This is a genomic window from Gordonia sp. J1A (assembly GCF_055393515.1).
The window spans coordinates 972181-994461 of sequence record NZ_AP041607.1 but is presented as its reverse complement, the minus strand read 5'-3'; the positions used below and the strand labels follow the sequence as shown (position 1 = coordinate 994461).

Annotated in this window: 15 protein-coding genes; 8 read left to right on the top strand and 7 right to left on the bottom strand. The window is 68.5% G+C overall.

Going from position 1 to position 22281, the window contains the following annotated elements:
• The first annotated feature begins 50 nt into the window (after positions 1–50).
• On the top strand, positions 51–3533 hold the full coding sequence (locus ACZ5QD_RS04640) for a helicase-related protein (RefSeq protein WP_464367137.1): 3483 nt from the start codon (positions 51–53) through the stop codon (positions 3531–3533).
• A 12-nt stretch (positions 3534–3545) separates the two neighbouring features.
• On the opposite strand, the gene ACZ5QD_RS04635 is transcribed toward ACZ5QD_RS04640, so the two are convergent.
• Entirely contained in the window at positions 3546–5129 is a 1584-nt protein-coding gene (locus ACZ5QD_RS04635) for an HNH endonuclease signature motif containing protein (protein ID WP_464367136.1), read from the bottom strand.
• 147 nt (positions 5130–5276) lie between these two features.
• Here ACZ5QD_RS04635 and ACZ5QD_RS04630 point away from each other — a divergent pair, with 147 nt between their 5' ends.
• Together ACZ5QD_RS04630 and ACZ5QD_RS04625 are read left to right on the top strand one after the other, a co-directional pair.
• A complete protein-coding gene (locus tag ACZ5QD_RS04630; RefSeq protein WP_464367135.1) occupies positions 5277–8045 on the top strand; it encodes a DUF1156 domain-containing protein in 2769 nt (922 codons plus the stop codon).
• A 136-nt stretch (positions 8046–8181) separates the two neighbouring features.
• A complete protein-coding gene (locus ACZ5QD_RS04625; protein WP_464367134.1) occupies positions 8182–11556 on the top strand; it encodes a DUF499 domain-containing protein in 3375 nt (1124 codons plus the stop codon).
• Positions 11557–11558: 2 nt separating this feature from the next.
• On the opposite strand, the gene ACZ5QD_RS04620 is transcribed toward ACZ5QD_RS04625, so the two are convergent.
• Complete coding sequence (locus ACZ5QD_RS04620; protein WP_006896363.1) at positions 11559–12455, bottom strand: DUF4261 domain-containing protein; 897 nt, start codon at positions 12453–12455, stop codon at positions 11559–11561.
• 117 nt (positions 12456–12572) lie between these two features.
• Here ACZ5QD_RS04620 and ACZ5QD_RS04615 point away from each other — a divergent pair, with 117 nt between their 5' ends.
• Positions 12573–13196: a GNAT family N-acetyltransferase gene (locus ACZ5QD_RS04615; RefSeq protein ID WP_464367133.1), complete on the top strand. Its 624-nt coding sequence runs from the start codon at positions 12573–12575 to the stop codon at positions 13194–13196.
• Between the two features lie 4 nt (positions 13197–13200).
• Here the strand turns inward: ACZ5QD_RS04615 and ACZ5QD_RS04610 are convergent, their stop codons facing one another.
• Positions 13201–13863, bottom strand: coding sequence for a Type 1 glutamine amidotransferase-like domain-containing protein (locus tag ACZ5QD_RS04610; protein ID WP_039867407.1), 663 nt, complete (start codon positions 13861–13863; stop codon positions 13201–13203).
• 7 nt (positions 13864–13870) lie between these two features.
• On the bottom strand, positions 13871–14887 hold the full coding sequence (zapE, locus tag ACZ5QD_RS04605; protein ID WP_006896360.1) for a cell division protein ZapE: 1017 nt from the start codon (positions 14885–14887) through the stop codon (positions 13871–13873).
• A gap of 35 nt (positions 14888–14922) precedes the next feature.
• Here zapE and ACZ5QD_RS04600 point away from each other — a divergent pair, with 35 nt between their 5' ends.
• The 4 genes from ACZ5QD_RS04600 to msrB are packed head-to-tail and all read left to right on the top strand — an operon-like array spanning position 14923 to position 18979.
• Entirely contained in the window at positions 14923–15675 is a 753-nt protein-coding gene (locus ACZ5QD_RS04600; protein WP_045537624.1) for a dihydrofolate reductase family protein, read from the top strand.
• A 10-nt stretch (positions 15676–15685) separates the two neighbouring features.
• Entirely contained in the window at positions 15686–17272 is a 1587-nt protein-coding gene (locus tag ACZ5QD_RS04595) for an alpha/beta fold hydrolase (protein WP_464367132.1), read from the top strand.
• Between the two features lie 25 nt (positions 17273–17297).
• A complete protein-coding gene (locus ACZ5QD_RS04590; RefSeq protein WP_278127252.1) occupies positions 17298–18548 on the top strand; it encodes a glycosyltransferase family 87 protein in 1251 nt (416 codons plus the stop codon).
• 17 nt (positions 18549–18565) lie between these two features.
• Complete coding sequence (msrB, locus tag ACZ5QD_RS04585; protein ID WP_006896356.1) at positions 18566–18979, top strand: peptide-methionine (R)-S-oxide reductase MsrB; 414 nt, start codon at positions 18566–18568, stop codon at positions 18977–18979.
• Between the two features lie 24 nt (positions 18980–19003).
• Here the strand turns inward: msrB and hemQ are convergent, their stop codons facing one another.
• Genes hemQ through hemE form a run of 3 tightly spaced genes read right to left on the bottom strand, consistent with a single transcriptional unit; the run spans position 19004 to position 22165 of the window.
• Positions 19004–19699, bottom strand: coding sequence for a hydrogen peroxide-dependent heme synthase (gene hemQ / locus ACZ5QD_RS04580; RefSeq protein ID WP_006896355.1), 696 nt, complete (start codon positions 19697–19699; stop codon positions 19004–19006).
• 37 nt (positions 19700–19736) lie between these two features.
• Positions 19737–21140 carry a protoporphyrinogen oxidase gene (hemG, locus tag ACZ5QD_RS04575; protein ID WP_062366876.1) on the bottom strand — a complete coding sequence of 468 codons (1404 nt, stop codon included), beginning with the start codon at positions 21138–21140 and terminating at the stop codon, positions 19737–19739.
• Positions 21137–22165, bottom strand: a complete 1029-nt coding sequence (gene hemE, locus ACZ5QD_RS04570) for a uroporphyrinogen decarboxylase (RefSeq protein WP_039867371.1) — start codon at positions 22163–22165, stop codon at positions 21137–21139. Before hemE ends, hemG begins: the two co-directional genes overlap by 4 nt.
• Positions 22166–22281 lie beyond the last annotated feature (116 nt).

The following is a 22281-nucleotide window of genomic DNA, read 5'->3' as shown; positions in this document are numbered from 1 at the left end:
AGCACCACCGCGACGCGGGAACTGTCCGATGCGCCCACTATGGTGTGCACATGAATCTGCGATCCCTCACCGATCTGCGTCCCGGGCAGCGCTTGTCGGGCCGCTGGCGCGAGCCGGTCCACCTCGTCGCGGTGATCCCGAGCGGAGATTCGGCGGCCACGGTGGTCGTCCGCGACGACCGACTGGGCGTCCGCGAGGAGATGCTGTTCGCCGACGACATCGCTGACATCGTCGTCGAGGACGATGTCGAGCGCTCGTGGACCTTCGACGCCGACCCGCGGACGTTCCGCCTCGCGACGGAGGCGCTGCGCATCGCGATGACCGGCGCCCACGACCCGATGGCGGCGGTCGGAACCAGCGACATCTCTCCCCTGCCGCACCAGATCCGCGCGGTGTACGGGGAACTGCTGCCGCGCACTCCCCTGCGCTTCCTGCTGGCCGACGATCCCGGCGCGGGCAAGACGGTGATGGCGGGGCTGTACGCCAAGGAACTGCTGCTCCGGGGCGATCTCGCGCGGCTGCTGATCGTCGCGCCGGGCGGGCTGGTGGAACAGTGGCAGGACGAACTGTCGGAGAAGTTCGGCCTCACAGCCACTCTCCTGACCCGGGATCTGATCAACGCCAGCCCCAGCGGCGACCCGTTCCCGGCCCACCCGTTCATGATCGCCCGCATGGATCAGCTCGCCCGCGACCCCGACCTGATCGGTCACCTCGAGGCGAGCGAGTGGGATCTGGTGGTGGTCGACGAGGCGCATCGCTTGTCCGCGTCATGGCAGGGCTGGGACGGCGAGGTCCGGGAGACCGAGCGGTTCAAGCTCGGCCGCGTCCTCGGCGGCGTGGCACGCAACCTGCTTCTGATGACGGCGACGCCGCACGCCGGCAACGACGACAACTTCCAACTGTTCCTCTCCCTTCTCGACGAGGACCGATTCGCCGGCCGCCCGCAGTCGGACGCGGTCGCCGACACCTCCGGCCTCATGCGACGGATGGTCAAGGAGGAACTGCTCACCTTCGAGGGCAGGCCGCTGTTCCCGGAACGGATCGCCGAAACCGTTCCCTACGAGCTCTCCGACGGGGAGGCGGAGCTGTACGAGGCCGTCACGCAGTACGTGCGCGTGGAGATGAACCGTGCGGAGAGTTCGCCCGACTCCCCCAAACGCCGCACCGTCGGGTTCGCGCTCACCGTCCTCCAGCGCCGGCTCGCGTCGAGCACCCACGCGGTGCTGCGAAGTCTGCAGCGTCGCCGCGATCGGCTCGCCTCGCGTCGTGCCGACCTGATCGCCGGCCGGATCCCCGTCGACGATCGGATGCCGCTGCCGCCCGCCGACGCCTTCGACGATCCCGACGAATACAGCGCCGAGGAGTACGAGCGCATCGAGGAGGAAGTGGTCGACGCGGCGACCGCCGCACGCACCGTCGCCGAACTCGACACCGAGATCGCGATCCTGGAAGACCTCGTGGCGCTGGCGACCCGTGTGCGCGACCGCGGCATCGACCGGAAGTGGTCGGAGCTGCGTTCACTGCTGACCGATCGAGAACTGTTGCGCGGCAAGGACGGTCGTCCGCGCAAGCTCATCGTGTTCACCGAGCACAAGGACACGCTCGACTACCTCACCGCGCAGATCCGCAATGTGCTCGGTTCCGACGACGCGGTGCTGACGATTCACGGCGGCACGCGGCGCGGCGAGCGCGTCGCGATCCGGGAGCAGTTCACCAACGAACCGTCGCGGCTGGTGCTGGTGGCCACCGACGCCGCCGGCGAGGGGCTCAATCTGCAGGCCGCGCACCTGATGGTCAACTACGACCTGCCGTGGAATCCGAACCGACTCGAGCAGCGCTTCGGCCGCATTCACCGCATCGGGCAGAAGAACGTGTGCCGCCTGTGGAACATCGTGGCCGCCCAGACTCGCGAAGGTCAGGTCTACACGCGTCTGCTCGAGAAGATGGAGCAGCAACGTTCGGCCTACGGCGGCAAGCTGTTCGACGTTCTCGGCGACGAAGCGTTCGCCGGCCGGCCGCTGCGCGACCTGCTGTGGGATGCGGTGCTCTACGGCGACGATCCCGCGCGGATCGACGAGATCGAGCGCATCGTCGACGCCGAGGTGGCTTCCGGCTGCGACACGCTCGTCACCGAGCGCGCACTCGCCCGCGAGACGCTCGATCCGCTCGAGATGGCGCGTCTGCGCCGCGAGATGGACGAGGCGACCGCGCGCAGGTTGCAGCCGCACTACATCGCGCAGTTCTTCACCGATGCGTTCACCGCGCTCGGCGGTCGGCTGTCGAAGCGGGAGCGCCACCGGTTCCAGATCTCGAATGTTCCGGCGCCGCTGCGTCATCGAGACATCCGCCGGGAGCACGCGGGGCGGCCGGTGACGAGGGCGTACGAGCGCGTCACGTTCGAGCCGTCGGCGGTGTCGTCGGGCGCCGTGCGCGCCGACCTCCTGGCACCCGGGCACCCGCTGCTCGACGCCGTGATCGACTCCGTCCTGGACGGGAGTGCCGACGTCCTCGCCGCGGGCGCCACGCTGCTCGACCCGACCGATCCCGGCACCGCCCCGCGCGCGATCTTCGCCCTGACCTCCGAGATCGTCGACGGTGCCGGGACTGTGGTCAGCAAGAGATTCGCGTTCGTCTCGATCGACGCCGACGGATCGGTCGCCGATGCCGGTCCGGCGCCGCATCTCGACCTGCAGCCGATCCCGGAGGGCGCGCCGATCCGCGGGCTCGATTCATTCGTCGGCCGTGCGCTGACGGACCAGGCGCTGTCGTGGGCCGCGTCCACCGCGGTGCCCCGTCACCTGAGCGAGGTCCGCGACCGCGTGGTCCCCGACGTCGAGCGGACCGAGAGAGCGGTGCGCACACGGCTGATCGAGCAGATCAACTACCTGGACTCCGAAGTCGCACGCCGGCGTGAAGAATCGGCGGCCGGCAAGACCACGCGCGGGCGGCGCCTCAGCCCGGAACGGCTCGAGCGGCGGGCGCGCGAGTTGGAGGCCAGGCTCGGGCGCCGCCTGCGCGAGCTCGCCGACGAGCGTGTCCTCACCGCACGCCCGCCGAAGCTGGAGACCGCGGTTCTCGTGGTCCCCGCCGGGATGCTCGGCGAGTCGGTGGGCCGACACGCCGCCGACACCACGGCCACCGACCGGCGGGCCGTCGACGCGGTGCTGCGTGCCGAGTGCGCCCTGGCCCGCATGCCCGAGGAGATGCCGCACAACAACCCCGGATACGACGTCCTCTCCGTTCCGGCTCCGGCTGCGGACGGCGGTCGTGCACCATCGGTGTACATCGAGGTCAAGGGCCGGATCGCCGGCGCCGACACCTTCTTCGTCTCCTACAACCAGGTGCTCCAGGGCAAGAACACCGGTGAGAACCACCGGCTCGCGATGGTCTCGGTGAGCCCCGACGGCCCCGATCACGACGAGGTCCGCTACCTCACCGACTACTTCCGCGACGTCGACCTCGCGAACACCGACGTGAGCGGAGTCGAACTCAACTGGCACAAGGCCTGGAAGAAGGCACTCCCGCCCCATTGATGGCTCGCGGTATCAGAACGGCGGGGCGCCGGCGTCGTGGGCGATGGCTTCGCGCGCCCGGCGGTTCGCCGCTCGCTTCTGCATGCGGTACCGGTGCTTGGCCTGCAACCGTGTCAGCGAGCGTTCGGGTTCGTCACCGGCGTGTCGTGCTTCTCGGCGTGTCGGAGAGCCGTGTCCGCACTGAAGGTGGCCCAGCTCGGGAAGGAGCCACATGTTCAGTGCCTGCTGCCGGACGGTGATCCCCTCCGGTGAGGTGACTTCGGTCCAGACGACGCCGGCGGCGTCCACGATCTGATCGTCGACCCACCCGTTCGCGTGGGTCTTCAACCCGTGATGGAATCGGCATTTCGCATTGAGATTGCAGATGCAGGTGACGCCGCCCGCCGACGGATCCGCGTGGTCGTACTCGCATACGTGGTCGAGGTCGCACTTCCACGCGGGCCGGGCGCAACCCGGCCACGAGCAGGTGCCGAACAGCCCGCGGACGGCAGTATCCAGCGCCGCGGACGGACGGTATCCGCTGTCGGGCCGACTCGCCTGCGCGATGACCTCGTCGAGGTTCAGCTCGCGACGCACAGCGTCGGGCCGTGACGCCATCTCACGAACGTGTGTCGCCGAGATCGGGCCGTGGCCGTCCAGATGCGCCGCAGTCTGCGACGTCCCGTCGAGCACTTCTTTCCGAACCACCACGTGCAGGACGATCCGGGCGCACCGCGACGCGATGTCGGCCGGCGCGAGTCGAGCAGTGCAGTCCTCTCGACCGCACTCGCATACGAAGTCCGTGCCGTTGATGCGCGCCATCGCCGCATCACTGCGCCGGGCGCCCTTGGAGCGTGGGTCGTTGGGGCAGACGCCGGCGATCACCGCATCGAGTACATCCTTGGCGATCGCCACGTCCTCGGCCGACGCGGTGACGATGAGTTCCGAGGCGGTGTCGGTCAGCGGGTTCACCTGCACGCGCTTGGCTGCCCGCACCTCCTCCCGGGTCAAGGTCACCGCGTCGGGATCGTGCTCGGCGACGATCGCCCCGAGCATCGTCTCCACGCGCGCCGCCGAGAGACCGCCCACTTCGCGCAGTCTCGCGGCCGCTTCCGCGTCGATGAAGGCCAGGACGTCCGCATCGTCGACGAGGGCCGTCTGCTCCACCGCGCGCCGGAAACTCGCCGAGTTGATCAGTCCGTCGCGCAACATCCGTCCGAGGGCCGGGATCCGCTCCATGCAGGCCACGGCGGATTCGACGAACCGCTCTGCCGTGTAGTGCTGCACACCCGCGGCGACCGCATACGACGCCGCGACTTGGCACAGTGGGTCGTAGAGCCGGGTGTAGGCGTCCGCCGACGGATCGGACTCCAACTCGGATTGCTTCGCCATGAGCAGCGAGTACAGCGCCTCGTATCGATGCCACAGCACCAGCCCCTGGTAGCAGTCCGCGCGCGCCGCGAACCCGAGCAGTGCCGCTCGATCGCTTCGTGACCCAGACGCCTCGGATGCAGCGGTCGCCGAGTTCTGGACGTCCGGACGTTCGATCCGGATGACGATCGCGTCGTCGGCCACCGTCACAGACGAAGCCCTACGCTCTCTCACCTGCACTTTCATCTCCAACCCCCTGATTATCGAACTTACGTTCGATGATAGTCGAGGGGTCCGACATTCTCAGGCGAGTCACACCGATTGCGATACACACTGCCGTGTGCGCTATGTTGAAACGTTCTCGTCCGCCATGCGCTTCACCAAGGGGTACCCGTGTCCAGCGATGCACACAGTAATGTTCAGCGACGCAAGTTGATCGAGGTCAGCATCCCGCTGCAGAAGATCAACGAGGAGTCCGCTCGCGAGAAGTCGATCCGCCACGGACATCCGTCGACACTGCACCTGTGGTGGGCGCGCCGGCCACTGGCCGCGGCACGCGCTGTGCTGTTCTCTCAACTGGTGGACGACCCCGCGTCGCGCCCAGACCTGTACTCCACCGAGGCGGAGCAGCTCGCGGAGCGAAAGCGACTCTTCGAGTTGATCGAGCGACTCGTGGTGTGGGAGAACTCGAACGACGAGCAACTGCTCGCCGAAGCTCATCGCAAGATCATGGAGTCGACCGACTGCAATCCCCCGCCGATCCTCGACCCGTTCGCCGGCGGCGGAACCATTCCCCTTGAAGCGCAACGACTCGGACTCGAAGCTCATGCATCCGATCTGAACCCCGTCGCCGTGCTCATCAACAAGGCGCTGATCGAGATTCCCCCGAAATTCGCCGGCCAGCCGCCCGTGTGGCCCGGCGCCGCCGACGAGACGATCCAGAACTGGCCCCGCGCGACAGGTCTCGCCGAGGACGTCCGCCGCTACGGACAGTGGATGCGCGACGAGGCCCAGAAGCGGATCGGACATCTGTATCCGAAGGCGACCCTGCCCGACGGCACCGAGGCGACGGTGATCGCGTGGATCTGGGCGCGTACGGTGACGTGCCCGAATCCCGAGTGCCGGATAGCGATGCCCCTCGTCAGGTCGTGGTGGCTCGGCAAGAAGAAGGGCAAGGAGGCGTACGTCGTCCCCGTGATCGAAGGCAAGGCCGTGCTGTACGAGATCGGTCACGATCCGGCTCAGGCGCCGACGAAGGAGACCGACGGGACCGTCGGCCGGACCGGCGCGACCTGCATTCGGTGTGGGACGGCGGTGGAACTCAAGTACATCCGCTCGGAGGGTCGTGCGGGGCGGATGGGCGAGCAATTGATGGCGACGGTCGCGGAGGGGAAACGGCGACGGGTGTATCTCGCGCCAACTCCAGAGCACGAGCAGGCCGCTGAGGTCATATCACCCGACACCGCACCAATTGGGGCAATCCCGCCGAAAGCTCCCAGCTTCCGAGTGCAAGCGTACGGGTTCAAGTCCTACTCAGACCTCTTCACGCCACGCCAACTCACCGCGCTGACGACATTCAGCGATCTGGTCGGAGAAGCACGCGAGCTGGTCTTGCGTGACGCGCTCGCCGCGGGAATGACGGAGGGTAGCCGACTCGACGACGGGGGAACGGGAGCCGTCGCGTATGCGGATGCGGTGGCTACTTATCTGGGATTGGCGATCTCAAAGATGACCGACCGAAACTCGTCGCTCACAAATTGGTATGTCAGTCGAGAGTCGACCAGTTCAACATACGCGCGGCAGGCACTTCCAATGGTTTGGGATTTCTCAGAGGTGAATCCCCTCGGGGATAACACCGGATCTTTTGCGAATTCCCTCGGATGGACGGCCGAGACTGTCGACCAAGCCACCGGAGTCTCACCTGCCCGGACTGATCAGATATCAGCTGACGACGCTGTACTAGTCCCTGCGCTCATCTCCACCGACCCGCCCTACTACGACAACATCGGCTACTCGGACCTGTCGGATTACTTCTACGTGTGGCTTCGTCGGTCGCTCAAGGACATCCATCCGTCGATCCTCTCGACCATGCTTGTGCCGAAGACCGAGGAACTCGTGGCCAACCCTTACCGACATAACGGTAAGGAGGGCGCGCACAAATTCTTCGAAGACGGATTCCGTGAGGTCTTCCGGCGCGCCCGCGAGAATGCGTACGAGGACTTCCCCATCACCGTGTATTACGCGTTCAAACAGCAGGATTCGTCGAAGGACGGCCAGGCGTCGACCGGCTGGGAGACCTTGCTGGAGGGCATGATCCGCTCCGGCTGGCAGATCACCGCGACGTGGCCGATGCGATCGGAGCTCGGTAACCGCATGCTGAGCCAGGGAACCAACGCCCTCGCCTCCTCCATCGTTCTCGCTCTCCGACCGCGCCCGGAGGACGCGCCGCGCGTCGACCGCCGTGCGTTCCTGGCGCGGCTGCGCAATGAGCTTCCGGCGAGCCTGCGCGAATTGCAGCAGGGCGCCATCGCGCCGGTCGATCTGCCGCAGGCCGCGATCGGGCCGGGTATGGCGATCTTCTCCGAGTACAACGCGGTGCTGGAGGACGACGGGTCGAAGATGACGGTCCGGACCGCGCTGCAACGCATCAACGCGATCCTCGACGAGGTGCTCGGCGAATTGGAGAACGACTTCGACGCACCCACCCGCTTCGCGCTGACCTGGTTCCGCCAGAACGGCTTCGACAGCGGCAAGTTCGGCGACGCCGAGTCGCTCGCGAACGCGCGCAGCATCTCGCTCGACGGCATGGAGCGCTCGGGCATTCTCACCAAGGGCGGTGGCCGGGTCGCGCTGATCGCGCCCACGGACATGCCTGCCGACTACGACCCGTCCACCGACTCGTCGATCAGCCAGTGGGAGGTGGTGATGCACCTGGTGCGTGTCCTCGACTCGGACGGCATCCCCGCGGCGTCGACACTGCTGAGCCTGGTGCCGGATGCGGTCGACACCGACCTGTGCCGCGAACTCGCGAGCCTGCTGTTCAAACTAGCCGAGGACCGCAAGTCGACGGCCCTCGCGGTCAGCTTCAACGGCCTCGGCGCCGCATGGAGCGACATCGCCCGCGGTGCGCGGGGTGCGGTGCACCAGGAGATGCTGCTGTGAGGCCCCTGCCGCAGCAGTAGGCGGGTATCCGTCACACCGGCGGCGGGACGTGACCTCGACGTCCTGATTGTCCGACCGCTGCGATAACCTTCGTCGCGAATACACACAGTTGTGTGAATAGTGAAAGGAGCCCTCCGTGGCGCCGAGTAATCGGGATCGGATCCATCAGGCGTTCGAGCTGCTCGGACCGGCGGTCGATCGTTTCCTGACCGAGACGATCGGCCCCGATCTGCCGGCGGGGGCGAGCGGCTGGATCGACGTGCTGCGCACGGTCAAGGCACCCAGCGCGCACCCCGACAAGAAGTACAACCCGCTCGACCCGTCGGACAGCCTTCGGATGTTCACCGACAACATTCCGTACAAGTTCCGGCGCGGCTGGGACCCGATCGGCAAGCGGCTCAGCCGCGCGCAGGTATCCCTGGCGACGCCGCTGGTTGACGCCCGGAACCGGCTCGCGCATCACGAGAACTTCACGAACGACGACGCGCAGTTCGACCTCGACATCTGTCACCGATTCCTGCTCGCCATCGACGCTCCGAAGGAGGCCGCCGACGTCGCGAAGCTGCGCGACGACGTCCGCGCCATCGGCACCCGGCAGGCCACCGAACGGGCCGCGCGCAACGTGCCCGCGCTGCAGGTGGGCTCCGACAATCTGCCGGCATGGCGGGACGTCCTGGCACCCCATCCCGACATCCAGAGCGACCAGTTCAACGCCGCGGAGTTCGCCGCCGACCTGTACACCGTCGCGATGCGCAGCGGCGGCCACAAGTCCGAGTACACCGACCCCGCCGAGTTCTTCGGCCGTACCTATCTCACCGAGGGGTTGCGCGATCTGATCACCCGGAACGTCGCGCGACTGACCGGCGACGAGAACGCGTCACCGGTCATCAACCTGCAGACCAACTTCGGCGGCGGCAAGACGCACTCGATGCTCGCGCTCTGGCATCTGGCGTCGGGCGCGGAGAGTCACGTCTTCGGTGACGACGTCGCTCCGCTCGCCAAACCGCTCGACGCGGTGCGAGGACGCGTCGGACGCGTCGCCCTGGTCGGCAACCAGATGGTCCCGTCACGGGAGAACACCGACGACGGCCGGCCGAACATCCGCACCATGTGGGGCGAACTGGCCTGGCAGCTGGGCGGGCAGGAAGCCTATGACATCGTCGCCCATGCCGACCGCACCTCGACCAACCCGGGTGCCGACCTCCGCGAGCTCTTCACGCTGTACTCCCCCGCGGTGATCCTGATCGACGAATGGGTGGCGTACGCCAGACAGCTCGTGAACCCTCCGGAACCGCTTCCGGCCGGCGACTTCGACACCCAGTTCACCTTCGCCCAGGCCCTCACCGAAGCCGCCCGTGCGGTCAAGGGCATTCAGGTGGTCATCTCGATCCCCGCGTCGTCCAACGGAGACGGCGGCGACGAGGTGAACGACGAAGAGGTCGGCGGCGAGTACGGCCGCGAAGCACTCCACGCACTGAAGAACGTGATCGGCCGGACCGCCGACCAGTGGCAGCCCGCCAACGCCGAGGAGAGCTTCGAGATCGTGCGGCGGCGCATCTTCTCCACACCGGACGCCGAGGCGTCGGCGAAGATCGCCAACATCGCCAAGAATGTCGTCGAGTTCTACCGCAAGTACCACGCCGAGTTCCCGTCGGAGGTCCGCGACTCCCAGTACGAGGACCGGATCAAGCGCTGCTACCCGATTCATCCGGAATTGTTCGACCGGCTGTACCAGGACTGGTCGACCCTCGACCGGTTCCAGCGGACTCGCGGCGTCCTGCAGATGATGAACCGGGTGGTCGGGACCCTCTGGCGGTCGGACAATTCGTCGGCGCTGATCATGCCGGGAACCGTGCCACTCGACGACGCCGACGTGGTCTCCGAGGTGACCAAGTACCTCGAGGACCAGTTCAAACCGGTGATTCACACCGACGTCGCCGGCCCCGAATCGGTCCCGTCGCTGGTCGACAAGAACAACGAGCACTTCGGCAAGCGCAAGGTGGCACAGCGGCTGGCCCGTTCGGTGTTCATGGCCGCGACTCCGGGTCTGCACTCGGCGCACAAGGGCGCGGAGAAGCACCGCATCTTCCTCGGCACCGCTCTCCCGGGCGACGTACCGGGCAACTTCCACTCGGCGCTCGACGCCCTCACCGGTCAGTCGACGTACCTGTACACCGAGTCGTCGCGCTACTGGTACGACACCCAGGCCAACATCAGCCGCACCGCGCGCGACCACGCGGCCGGGCTGGCGCCCGCGGACGTCTGGGCCGAGGTGGAACGGCGGCTCACCGAACTGCGCAAGATCTCCGCAGACAAGTCGTTCGCCGGGATCCACGTGTTCCCCGAATCGTCCGCCGACGTGCCGGACGAGACCGACACGCGTCTGGTCGTGGTGCCCATGCACCACACCTACGCCGCGCGGTCCTCGGCCCCGACGGCCAAGTCGTGGGCCGCGAACGTCCTCGAACACCGCGGCAACGCGATCCGTTCGTTCAAGAACTCGCTGATCTTCCTCGCCGCCGACACCAACCGGGCCCGCGAACTGGACGAGGCGGTGCGCAACTACCTGGCGTGGAAGCACGTCGCGGAGAACGCCGACGACTACGGGCTCGGCGGTCAGCAGACCAGGCAGGCGACGGAACGGCGCGCGACGAACGACGACATCGTGCGCAACCGGCTCAACGAGACCTTCTGCTGGGCGCTCTGCCCCGAGCAGCAGACGGGCGAGGCGACCTACTCCATCGACGTGGTCAACGTCTCGGGCAGCAAGGACGACGTCTACGCGCGCACCGGCGCCAAGCTCAGCCTGGAACACATCGCGCTGGCCCGATCGTCGTCGCTGATCTATCTGGATCTGACGGGCCGGTTGTCGGCGGCATGGGATTCCGGACACCTCGACGTGGGCACGCTGCACCGGTACTACGCGACCTACCCATACCTGCCGCGGCTGCGCGACCGGGAGGTGCTGATCGACGGGCTGTACTCGGTCCTCGACGACCAGATCAGTTGGCGCCAGCAGGGATTCGCGTTCGCCGACGGATACGACGAGACCCAGAAGCGCTATCTCGGGCTGCATCTGCCCGGCGACGACGCCACCGTGCACATCTCCGACAGCACGCTGATCGTGAAGCCGGGACCGGCGGACGCTCAGCGCGACGAGGAGGTGCGCCAGCAGCGGGAGCGCGACGGCGAGCAGTCCTCGGCGGACGGCGGATCATCGGACGCGTCCACCGCCGGAGCGGGCTCGGCGGAGACGCAGTCCACCACTCAGAGCGCACTCAAGCGCCGCTACTTCGGCTCAGCGCAACTCGACTCGGACTTTCCGGCGCGCGACTTCAGCACCATCCAGCAGGAAGTGCTCAAGCACCTCTCCTCGGCCGCCGGACGGGTGGAGATCCGCATCGAGATCAGCGCCGTCGATCCCGACGGATTCTCCGATTCGGTGCGCCGCACCGTGTCGGAGAACGCGACGACCCTCGGCTTCGAAGCGTCCGGCTTCGAGAACGACTGAGGTCAGCGACGCTTCTTCTTCCGCGCCGCGGCGCGACGCTCGGCACGGTTGGCGGTCGCCGTCGGCGGCACGAGGTGCAGGACGATGTGGTCGGCGTCGTACTTCGACGGGGCGATCCGCGCAGTGAAGTCGCCGCTGTCGGTCCCGAGAACGTCACCGTCACCGATGACCGGACCGTCGTCGTACATCAGCACGGCGGTGTCGACGACGACCTTCACCACCTGCTCGGCCGGCAGTGTGCTGTCGGTGACCTCGATGTCGAGCAACCCCAGCTCCGACATCCCGATCGTCTCCGCCGACACCAGTCCGGCCTCGTCGGCGACCATGAAATCGACCCACAGCATCAGCGGCAGGTCGGGCGAGACCTCCAGCGCCGCGCGCCGGTACGCCGAGGGCTCGGCGATCTGCTCGGAGGTGTGCATGTACACCGCCCGCACCGAGTCGGTGCAGGCCAGCAGTGAGGTCACCACCCGCGAGATCAGCGTCGCCTCCTCGATGAGGTCACGGTCGTCACCGAGAACCGCGTCACCGAGAACCGCATCGTCGAATACCGGGCCGGCGAGCACCGCCTCCGACGACGCCGCGACGACGAGGGACGGCCCGTCCGGGTCGGGCAGCTCGGCCTCCGCACTCCACAGCGGACTGCCCTGAGCCGCGTCGGCGACGTCGAGTCCTTGCGGCACGTCGACGCCCGCCACGAGCACCCGGACCTCGTCGAAAGCGATCACGAACACCGGCGGGGACTCCGGTCCCTCGCCTCGTTGTGTCTCGACCACAACTGAGTCGAACTCGGAGTCGAGCAACTCGCCCCAGTCGGCACGGATCTGCTCGAGCAGTCTCGCAGCCGTCAGGCCGGGATCGATCCGAGTCTGGAACAGGGTGACGAACAGTGGATCCACGGGCGTCCTCACGGTCGTTGGCGGTACAGCCTCCATACAGCTCCATACAGCCTCCATTGCACCAGGACGCGGGGTACCGTGTCGTGCCGCCGCACCGGAACAAGGCACAATCGGTATGTGACGCAATCTGCGACTTCAGCGCAATCGGCCGCCGGCGACGCCGGTCTGTTGATCGAGACGGTCACCGATCCCGGCCTCGCTCCCGCGATCGCCGACGTCGCTGCCTCGACCTTCCCGCTCGCCTGCCCGCCGCACTCGACACCGGAGAACATCGCCGCGCACATCGAGCAGGTGCTCTCCGCCGCACGGTTCGCCGAGTACCTTGCGGACCCGCGCAAGCAGGTACTCGTCGCGCGGACCGGTGCCGGCGGCCCCATCGTCGGCTACGCGCTGCTGGTCCACGACCTCCCGGCCGACCCCGACGTGCGCGCGGCGGTCGACGCGTTCCCGGCCGGTGCCGCCGCCGTCGCGAACGGGACGGTCACCGAGATCTCCAAGATGTACGTGCTGCCCGAGCATCATGCCGCCCACAGCGAGCTCCGGCCGTCTCACGCCCTGATGAACGCGGCTGTCGACGCCGCCCGCGACCGCGGTGCGACCCTCGTGTGGCTCGGCGTGCACTCGGGCAACGAACGCGCGAAGAGGTATTACGCGAAGATGGGCTTCCGCCAGATCGGCACCAAGAGCTTCAACATGAACGGCGCCATCGAGCACGACTTCGTGCTGGCCCGCGAGAGCTGAACCCTCACACGGCGGGTTCGGCCGACGGCACCACGCGCGATCCGGCGGCGTCGACGATCAACGCTTGATCGTCGTACAGCGGCAGCAGTGTGAATCGGTCGCCGTACTCATTCAGCGTCCGGTCGATCAGTTCGGTGGGATACGGCGGCAACTGTCCGTCCGCATGCGGGATCACGACGGTGTCGGTGAGTCCGAGTCCCCGGAAATCGGCCAGGTCGAGACCCAGACCCGGGTCGTCCATCAACGCTGCGGGCTCCACGTCCGGCCCGGCCGCCACCGCTCCCGCACTGAGGCCGACGTAGGGAGTCCCGGCGCGGACCCGTTCGGCGATCACCTTGTCGGCGCCGCTGCGGCGCAGCCCGGACATCAGCGCGAAGGTGTCGCCTCCCGAGACGTAGAAGGCGTCGACACAGGCCAGAGCCTCCTCGAAGCCGCTCTTGCGGAGGTCGACATCGACGACGTCGTACCCGAACCGGACGAGCCGCTCGCGTTCGGGTCCGGTGAACGGCGCGTCGAGCAGATGACGCTGAGCCTCGTCGATGTAGCCGATCCGCAGACGACGCGGTTCGGTGGCGTCGTGCGCCGCACCGGCGACCGGCGGCAGGTTCTCCAACAGAGCGCCCGCCCCGAGGGACAGCAGGATCAGTGGGCCTTGCACGTCAGTCATCGGCGCCTCAGTCATTCGCCTCCGCGAATCGGGAGAGGGCCAGCAGCCGCGAGGTGGCGCGCAGATACTTCTTGCGGTAGCCGCCGGCCAGCATCTCCGGGGTGAACAGTTCGTCGAGCTTGACCCCGGAGATGCTCACCGGGATCTCCGCGTCGTACAACCGGTCGGCCAGCGCCACCAGGCGCAGTGCCACCGCCTGGTCCGGCGCGGGACGCACGTCGGAGATGCATACCAGCGACACGCCGTCGACCAGCGACTTGTACTTCGACGGGTGCAGCTTCGCCAGATGCGCGATCAGGCCGTCGAAGGTGTCGAGGGTGGCCCCGACGGTGTTCTCGGCCTGACGCTCGAGCTCCTCGTCGGACATCGGCTCCGGTGCGGGCGGAAGGTCACGGTGCCGGTAGTCGGGACCGTCGACGCGGATGGTCTCGAAGATCGACGACAGCTTCTGGATCTCGCGCAGGAAGTCGCTCGCGGCGAACCGGCCTTCGCCGAGCTGGCCGGGCAGCGTGTTGGACGTGGCGACGATGGAGACGCCGCGGGCGGTGAGCTCGGTGAGCAGCCGCGAGACCACCATCGTGTCGCCCGGATCGTCGAGCTCGAACTCGTCGATGCAGAGGACACTGTGTCCCGACAGCCGTTCCAGCGCGTCGATGTAACCGAGGGCGCCGACCACATTGGTGACCTCGCCGAAGGTCGCGAACGCCTTGGGCCCCGGCATCGCGTGGTAGATCGACGCCAGCAGGTGCGTCTTGCCGACGCCGAAGCCGCCGTCGAGGTAGAGCCCGATCCCCTGGGGTGCGGCGGACTTGCGGAAGAAGCTCTTCTTTCCGCCGCTGCGGACCTTGGATGCGCGGGCGACGAAGTCGCGGGCGGCGTTCACCGCCGCGGTCTGGCTGGGCTCATCGGGGTCGGGGATGTACGAGTCGAAGCTCACCTCGTCGAACATCGTCGGCGGAACCATCTCGCCGATGAGTTGGTCGGGAGCCAGGACCGGATTCCGATCGCTAAGTCGTGCCAGCATTAGGCAAGGGTAACGACCGGCACCATGATGGACTCATGTTCATCCTGCAGAAAGCGACTGATGTCACAGCAGACGGACTGGCGCAGGTCTATTCTTTTCCGCCGTCCGGCGAACCGGTGGTCCGCGCCAACATGATCGCCAGCATCGACGGCGCCGCCACCGCGCAGGGTCGGTCGGGCGCGTTGGGATCCGACGGCGACCACACCGTCTTCCACCTGCAGCGCGCACTGGCCGACGCGATCGTCGTGGGTGCGCAGACCGCGGTCACGGAGGGGTACGGACCACCGGTCGTCGAGCCCCGTCACGCGCCGGGCCGCGCCGCCCGCGGTCAGTCGGCCGTGCCGCTGCTGGTCCTCGCGTCGCGATCGCTGAACCTGCCCGCCGACTTCACCACGGCGCGGCACCCCGACGTCCTCATCGCCACGTGCAGCGACGCCCCGCGAGACGCGCGGCGCCGACTGCTCAACGCCGGCGCCACCGTGGTCGACTGCGGTGAGTCGTCGGTGCAGCCGCGGGCGGTGATCGACGAGCTCGCCCGGCGTGGGTTGCGGCATGTGCTGTGCGAGGGCGGTCCCCGGTTCCTCGCCGATCTCGCGGCCGCCGGTCTGCTCGACGAACTGGCGTTGACGGTCAGCCCCGCGCTGGTCGGCGGCGACGCACCCCGCATCGCGCACGGCACCGCGGTCCCCGCTCGGACGGCCGGTTCCCTTCCCGGGCCGATGCGTCTGCGGCACATGCTCGGCGACGCGGAAGGGTATCTGTATCAACTGTGGGAGCGTGCCGACTAGGCTCGCGGTCATGCATTCACCCGGACGCCCGCGGACCGCTGGAGCATCGGCGGTCTCCCGGTTCGCCGCAGTCCTGACTGTGCTCGTCCTGGCCGCGTCCGTCGGCGGCTGCGCGGTCGGTCCGGACACCGGTCCCGACATCGTGCGCGGGGACGACGAGGGCGGGCAGGCGACCGGCGCACCGGAGCAGCCCGCCCTGCAGGCGCCGAAGAAGGACTTGAACTGGCGCCAGTGCGCGGGGTCGATCGCACAGAGGTACGGCGTCACCGTTCCCGACGGTGTGAAGCTCGACTGCGCGCGGCTGGACGTCCCGGTGGACCCGGCGCAGCAGTCGGGCACCACGATCAAGGTCGGCGTCGTCCGCGCCCGCACCGACGCCACGCCGGCCGGCGCCGTGCCGCTCGTGTTGACGAGCGGAGAGGACATGCCGAGTTCGCGGACCCTGCTGTCGTTCGCGACGGGCGCCGACCACGGCATCCTGGATCGCCGTCCGGTGATCGCCGTCGACCATCGCGGGATCGGCACGTCCGGTCTGATCGACTGCATGACCACCACGCAGCGCAGCGTCTACGACGACAACGGTGCGGGTGACGGACGCGATGTCGCGGCACGCGCCGAGAAACTGTCGGAGGCGGCGCGCGCGGCCGCCGACCAGTGCAACGACACGCTGACACCGGACCAGCTCGACTACTCGGCCGCGGCGGCGGGCGAAGACCTCGAGCAACTGCGCCAGCGCTGGGACGTCGACCGGCTCGCGATCCTGTCGGTCGGAACCGGATCATCGGTGGCCCTCGCGTTCGCCGCCGCGCACCCGGACCACGTCGGCCGGCTGATCCTCGACTCCCCGGTCGGCTACAACGTGTCCGCGAAGGCCGCCGCCCAGAGCCGCGCCCGCGGCCTGCAGGCCACCCTCACCGCGTTCACGCAGCGCTGCGCCGGGGCGGGCTGTTCGCTCGGCGCGGGCGGGGCGGCGGTCCTCCCACGGCTGATGTCGTCGGGCGCGGGCGGACAGGTGGGCGCGCTGTCGGACACACAGGTCCTCGACGCACTCACCACCGCGCTCGCGGTCGGCGACACCTCCCCGGACGGACTGCGCGAACTGAGTACGGCGCTCACCGCCGCCGACCGCGGCGACACGGGTGCCCTGCGCAAGCTCGCGGACCAGGCTCGCTCGCTCCGCCTGGCCGACGGCCAGATCGTGGCCCGCTGCAACGACATGCGCGGGCGTCCGGGCACCGACGAGATCCCCGCCCTCGCGCGCGATTGGAACGCGCAGAATCCGCTGACCGCCGGCACCACGGCACTCGATCTCGTCCGGTGCGACGGCTGGGGCGTCGCCGACTCGCCCGCCGCGCCGGAGCGCTTCGCGGTCGACCCGCTGGTGCTCGTGGGCCAGAACGATCCGATCAACGGCGCCGCCGCGGCCGACGATCTGACGCCGCTGATGCTGGCGGCCGACACGGCTCAGACCACCGTCTCGTGGGACGGTCTCGGCTACTCGGTGGCCGCCAATTCCACGTGCGCGGGCGACCTGATCGGCGAATATCTCGGCCCGGCTCCGCTGGGCGCGCCGAGCGAGCGCGCCTGTCCGGCCTGACACCGTGGTGTAGTACGGTGCGCGGGTGAACGTTGTAGAGCGCTACCTGTATCCGCGCGTGGAGTCGCAGCGGATCATCTCGCTGATTCTGTGGCCGATCTCGGTGATGATGATCATTCAGCGGTCGCTGATCCTCGGAGTCAACGGACACCGGACCGACGACTTCACGCCCGTCTACAACGCCGCGTTCAACTTCCTCAACCGGCTGCCGGTCTACAACGAGAACTACAGCACGGTCGATCCGCACTACCTGTACCCGCCGTCGGGCACCATGCTGATGGCGCCGCTCGCGGTTCTGAACCCGGAATACTCCCGTTGGCTGTTCATCGCGGCGAGCGTGGTGGTGCTCATTCTCTGCGCCTACCTGTTGACCAGGATGTTCGGCTACTCCTACGACTCCTGGGTGTTCCCGGCGCTCCTGCTCTTCTTCTTCAGCACCGAGACCGTGGCGCACACGCTGATCTTCACCAACTTCAACGGTTTCGTCCTGCTCGGGATGCTGGCGTTCATGATGCTGATGATGCGCAGACACGACCTGTGGGCCGGCGTCGCGATCGGTCTCACGCTCGCCGTCAAGCCGGTACTCGCGCCGCTGCTCCTGCTGGTGCTGCTGAACCGCCAGTGGAAGATCCTGGTCACCGCGATCGGTGTGCCGCTGGTGCTGAACGTGCTGGCGTGGCCGTTGTCGAAGGACCCGATGGACTTCGTCCACCGCACCGTCCCGTACCTCGGCGAGTCGCGCGACTACTACAACAGCTCCATCACCGGCAACGCCGCCTACTTCGGCGTCGACTCCTGGCTGGCGTGGCTGCTGCGGATCGCGTTCGTGGTGATGGCCGTCTTCTCGCTGTGGTTCCTCTACCGCTACTACCGCCGGAGCGACGAGTTGCTCTGGCTCGCGACCTCGTCGGGCGTTCTGCTCGGCACCACGTTCCTCGTGGGATCGCTGGGCCAGGGCTACTACTCGATGCTGCTGTTCCCGCTGCTGATGACCGTCTTCCAGACCGGCTCGACCATGCGGAACTGGCCGGCCTGGCTGGGCGTGTACGGCTGCATGACCTTCGACGTCTTCGACTCGAAGAAATGGGAACCGTTCGGCCGGTACCTCGAATACAACAAGGTTCCGCTCGGCTGGTCGCTGCTGATGATCTCGGTGTTCTGCGTGCTGCTGTTCCGCTACCTCGACCTGCGTGAAGCGGATGCGACCGGCGGCTCCGTCGACGGGGGCTCCAGCGACGGCGGCTCGGTCCACGACGGGCCCGTCCCCGCCGCCTGAGCGGTACCCTGGACGGCATGACCGACCAGCCTGCCGACCTGTCCCAGCTCACCGACGAGCAGTGGCGTGAACGCCTCACTCCGCAGGAGTTCCACGTGCTGCGCGAAGCCGGCACCGAGCGGCCCTTCGTCGGTGAGTACACCGACAAGACCGATGTCGGCGTCTACCGTTGCCGCGCCTGCGGCGCCGAACTGTTCCGGAGTACGACGAAGTTCGAGTCGCACTGCGGATGGCCGTCGTTCTTCTCCCCGCTCGCCGGCGACCGGATCATCGAGCGCGTCGACGACTCGCTGGGAATGACGCGGACCGAGGTGCTGTGCGCCAACTGCCACAGCCACCTCGGTCACGTCTTCGCCGGCGAGGGCTACGACACCCCGACCGATCTGCGCTATTGCATCAACTCCATCAGCCTCACCTTCGAGGCCGAGTGAACCCTGCCCGGCGCGCGGGCCCGATCAGGGCAGCGAGCGGGCCAGCTTGGCGGCGTCCACGCGCGGTCCGGTGAAGAACGGGATCTCCACGCGCACGTGGCGGCGCGCCTCGGTGGCGCGCAGGTCGCGCATCAGGTCGACGATCCGATGCAGTTCCGGCGCCTCGAAGGCCAGGATCCACTCGTAGTCGCCGAGCGCGAACGCCGGGACCGTGTTGGCCCGCACGTCCTTGTAGTCGCGCGCCTCCTTGCCGTGATCGGCGAGCATCTTGCGCCGGTCGGCGTCGGGCAGCAGGTACCAGTCGTACGACCGCACGAAGGGGTACACGCAGATGTACGCACCGGGCTCCTCGCCCGCGAGGAACGCCGGGATGTGGCTCTTGTTGAACTCCGCCGGACGGTGCAGCGCCGAGCCGCTCCAGAACGGGTCGGACGCCCGGCCCAGGACGGTGCTCCGGCGGAAGGTCGAGTAGGCGTCCTGCAACTGCTCGATGGTCTCCGCGTGCCACCAGAACATGAAGTCGGCGTCGCCGCGCATACCGGCGATGTCGTAGATGCCGCGCACCACCACGCCCTTGTCGGCGACCTCGGCGAGGAAACGCTCGAGATCGGCGGCCACCTCGTCACGGTCCGCCGGCAGCTCGCCCGCCCGGACCTTGAAGACCGAGAACATCAGGTATCGGATGGTTGCATTCAGTTCGGCGTAATCCAGGCGACTCATGCCTCCATCGTGCCACCGGCCCGACTCGGGCGGAACGTCAGGTCCGCAGGTCGGCGGTGATTTCTCCCACGGCCGCCTCCGCGGTGCCGATGCAGGCGGGCACTCCGACTCCGGCGTAACCGGACCCGGCGACCCCGATCCGGGAGGGCAGTCCGGCCACCGCCTCGCGGACTCGGGCGAGATGCCCCGGTGCGTAGTGCGGCAGTCCGTGCGGCCAGCGCTGCACCACCGCGTCGGCGACCTGGGGCGCGGGCAGTCCGGCGGCGGCGAAGACCGTGCCGAGGTCGGCGACCGCGGCGTCGACGAGTTCGGTGTCGCTCGCCGTCACCGGGTCGCCGAGCCGTCCGAACGAGGTCCGCAGCGTCCGCACGTCACCGTGTCGCAGATGCGGCCACTTCTGGCTGCTCAGCGTGATCGCCTTCAGCCGGAGGCCGGCGTCGGTCGCGACCAGCACACCGGAATGCTCGGGCAGCGGGGTCGCGGCGGGCACCGCGAGAGCCACGACGGCCGAGCCCGCGGGTGCGACCTCGCCGAACACCGCGGCCGCGGCCGGAGCCGCCTCCGACAGGAGGCGGGCGGCCGTCCAGATCGGAACGGCGACGATCACCGCGTCGTACTCCACCGCCCGGGGCTCACCCGAACCGGCGACCAGCACCGCGGCGCCGTCGGCGATCGGCCGCAGCCCGACCACCTCGGTACCGAGTCTCAGATCGGCGCCCGCGGCCTCGACGAGCGCGGACACCAGTTCCCGATATCCGCCGGCGAGCGCGCCGAACACCGGGCCCGTTCCCCCAGCGCCGGCGTCGAGCACGGTCCGAACGGCGGCGCTCAGCGACGCAGCGCCCGCGTCGAGAGCGCGAGCCAGTGCGGGCACGGCTTCGCGCAGTCCGAGCTGGTCGGCAAGCGCCGAGTACACGCCGCCGAGCATCGGGTCCACCCCGCGCGCCACCACCGACCGTCCGTACCGCTCACCCACCAGCTCCCCCACCGACGGATCGGCTCCGGGAGTCCACTCCAGCGGAGTCCGCTCCTCGGCCGCCATCCTCTCCAGGTCGTCGGCGGCCGCGAGATCCGCGAACGGTGCCGGACCCGCCGGGATGCCCATCAGAGCCGGGGCCGGGAGGTCGTGCAGCGCTCCCCCGGACCAGATCGCCGGCCGCATCGGTCCCGGGGCCACCACGCGGTCGGCCAGACCCAGTTCGGTCACCAGCGCCAGGGCTTCGGGACGGCGCACGATGAACGCCTCGGCGCCGACGTCCACCGCGGTACCGCCGACGGTGCGGGTGCACAGCAGGCCGCCCGGCCGGTCAGCCGCGTCGTAGACGTCGATCCGCGCCTGTGCTCCGAGCTCGCGCCGCAGGCGGTGGGCGGCGGTCAGACCGGATACACCGGCCCCGATCACCGCGACCCGGTTCCGGTCCCCCGACCGCCCGCCGGTCACAGCGAGTGAATGAGCTCGACCGCGCGCGTCACCACGCCGGCGTCGGTGTTCGGCAGGACGCCGTGCCCGAGATTGAAGATGTGTCCCGGGGCACCCGCGTCGACGGCTCGCCGTCCGGCCGCCACCACTCGATCGATCTCGCGCTCGAGGACCGCGTCGTCGCCGGCCAGCAGAACCGTCGGATCGAGGTTGCCCTGGACCGCGACGCGGTGCCCGACGCGGGCCGCGGCCTCGTCGAGCGGGATGCGCCAGTCGACGCCGATGACGTCGGCGCCCACGTCGGTCATCGAGCCGAGGATCTCTCCGGTGCCGACACCGAAGTGGATGCGCGGCACCCCGTACTCGGCGACCTCCGCCATCACTCGAGACGAGTGCGGCGCCACGAACTCCTCGTACGCTGCCTTCGACAGCGTTCCCGCCCAGGAGTCGAACAGTTGAACGGCGTCGACGCCGGCGTCGAGCTGGGCGCGCAGGAAGGCGATGGTGATGTCGGTGAGCCGCCCCATCAGCGAATGCCACAGCTCCGGCTCAGCCAACATCATCGCCTTGGTGTGCTCGTAGGTGCGGCTGGGTCCGCCCTCGATCAGATACGAGGCGAGGGTGAACGGTGCACCCGCGAAGCCGATCAGGGACTTCTCGTCGGCCAGTTCACCGAGGATCATGCCGATGGCCGCGGTCACGGCGCCGACCGAAGCGGGGTCCAGGCGTGGGATCGACGCCACATCACGCGCGGTCCGGATCGGCGAGGCGATGACCGGGCCCGTCCCGGCCACGATGTCCAGGTCGATCCCCGCAGCGCGCAGCGGGACCACGATGTCGGAGAACAGGATCGCCGCGTCGGTGTCGTGCCTGCGCACCGGCTGCATGGTGATCTCGGCCACCAGTTCCGGGTCGAAGCAGGATTCGAGCATCCCGCGCCCGGCACGGATCTCGCGATACTCCGGCAGTGAACGCCCCGCCTGGCGCATGAACCACACGGGTCGGCGAGAAGGGGTGCCGCCCGTGGCGGCGGCGATCAACGGCATCCGGCCCGGCGAACGTCGGCCTCGAATCGAAGTCATACGGACAACTCTGCCATCATTGCCCGCGCCCGCCACCATCCGCGCACCGCCCGCGGCCTCCCTGTGCTCCGTCCAGGTGA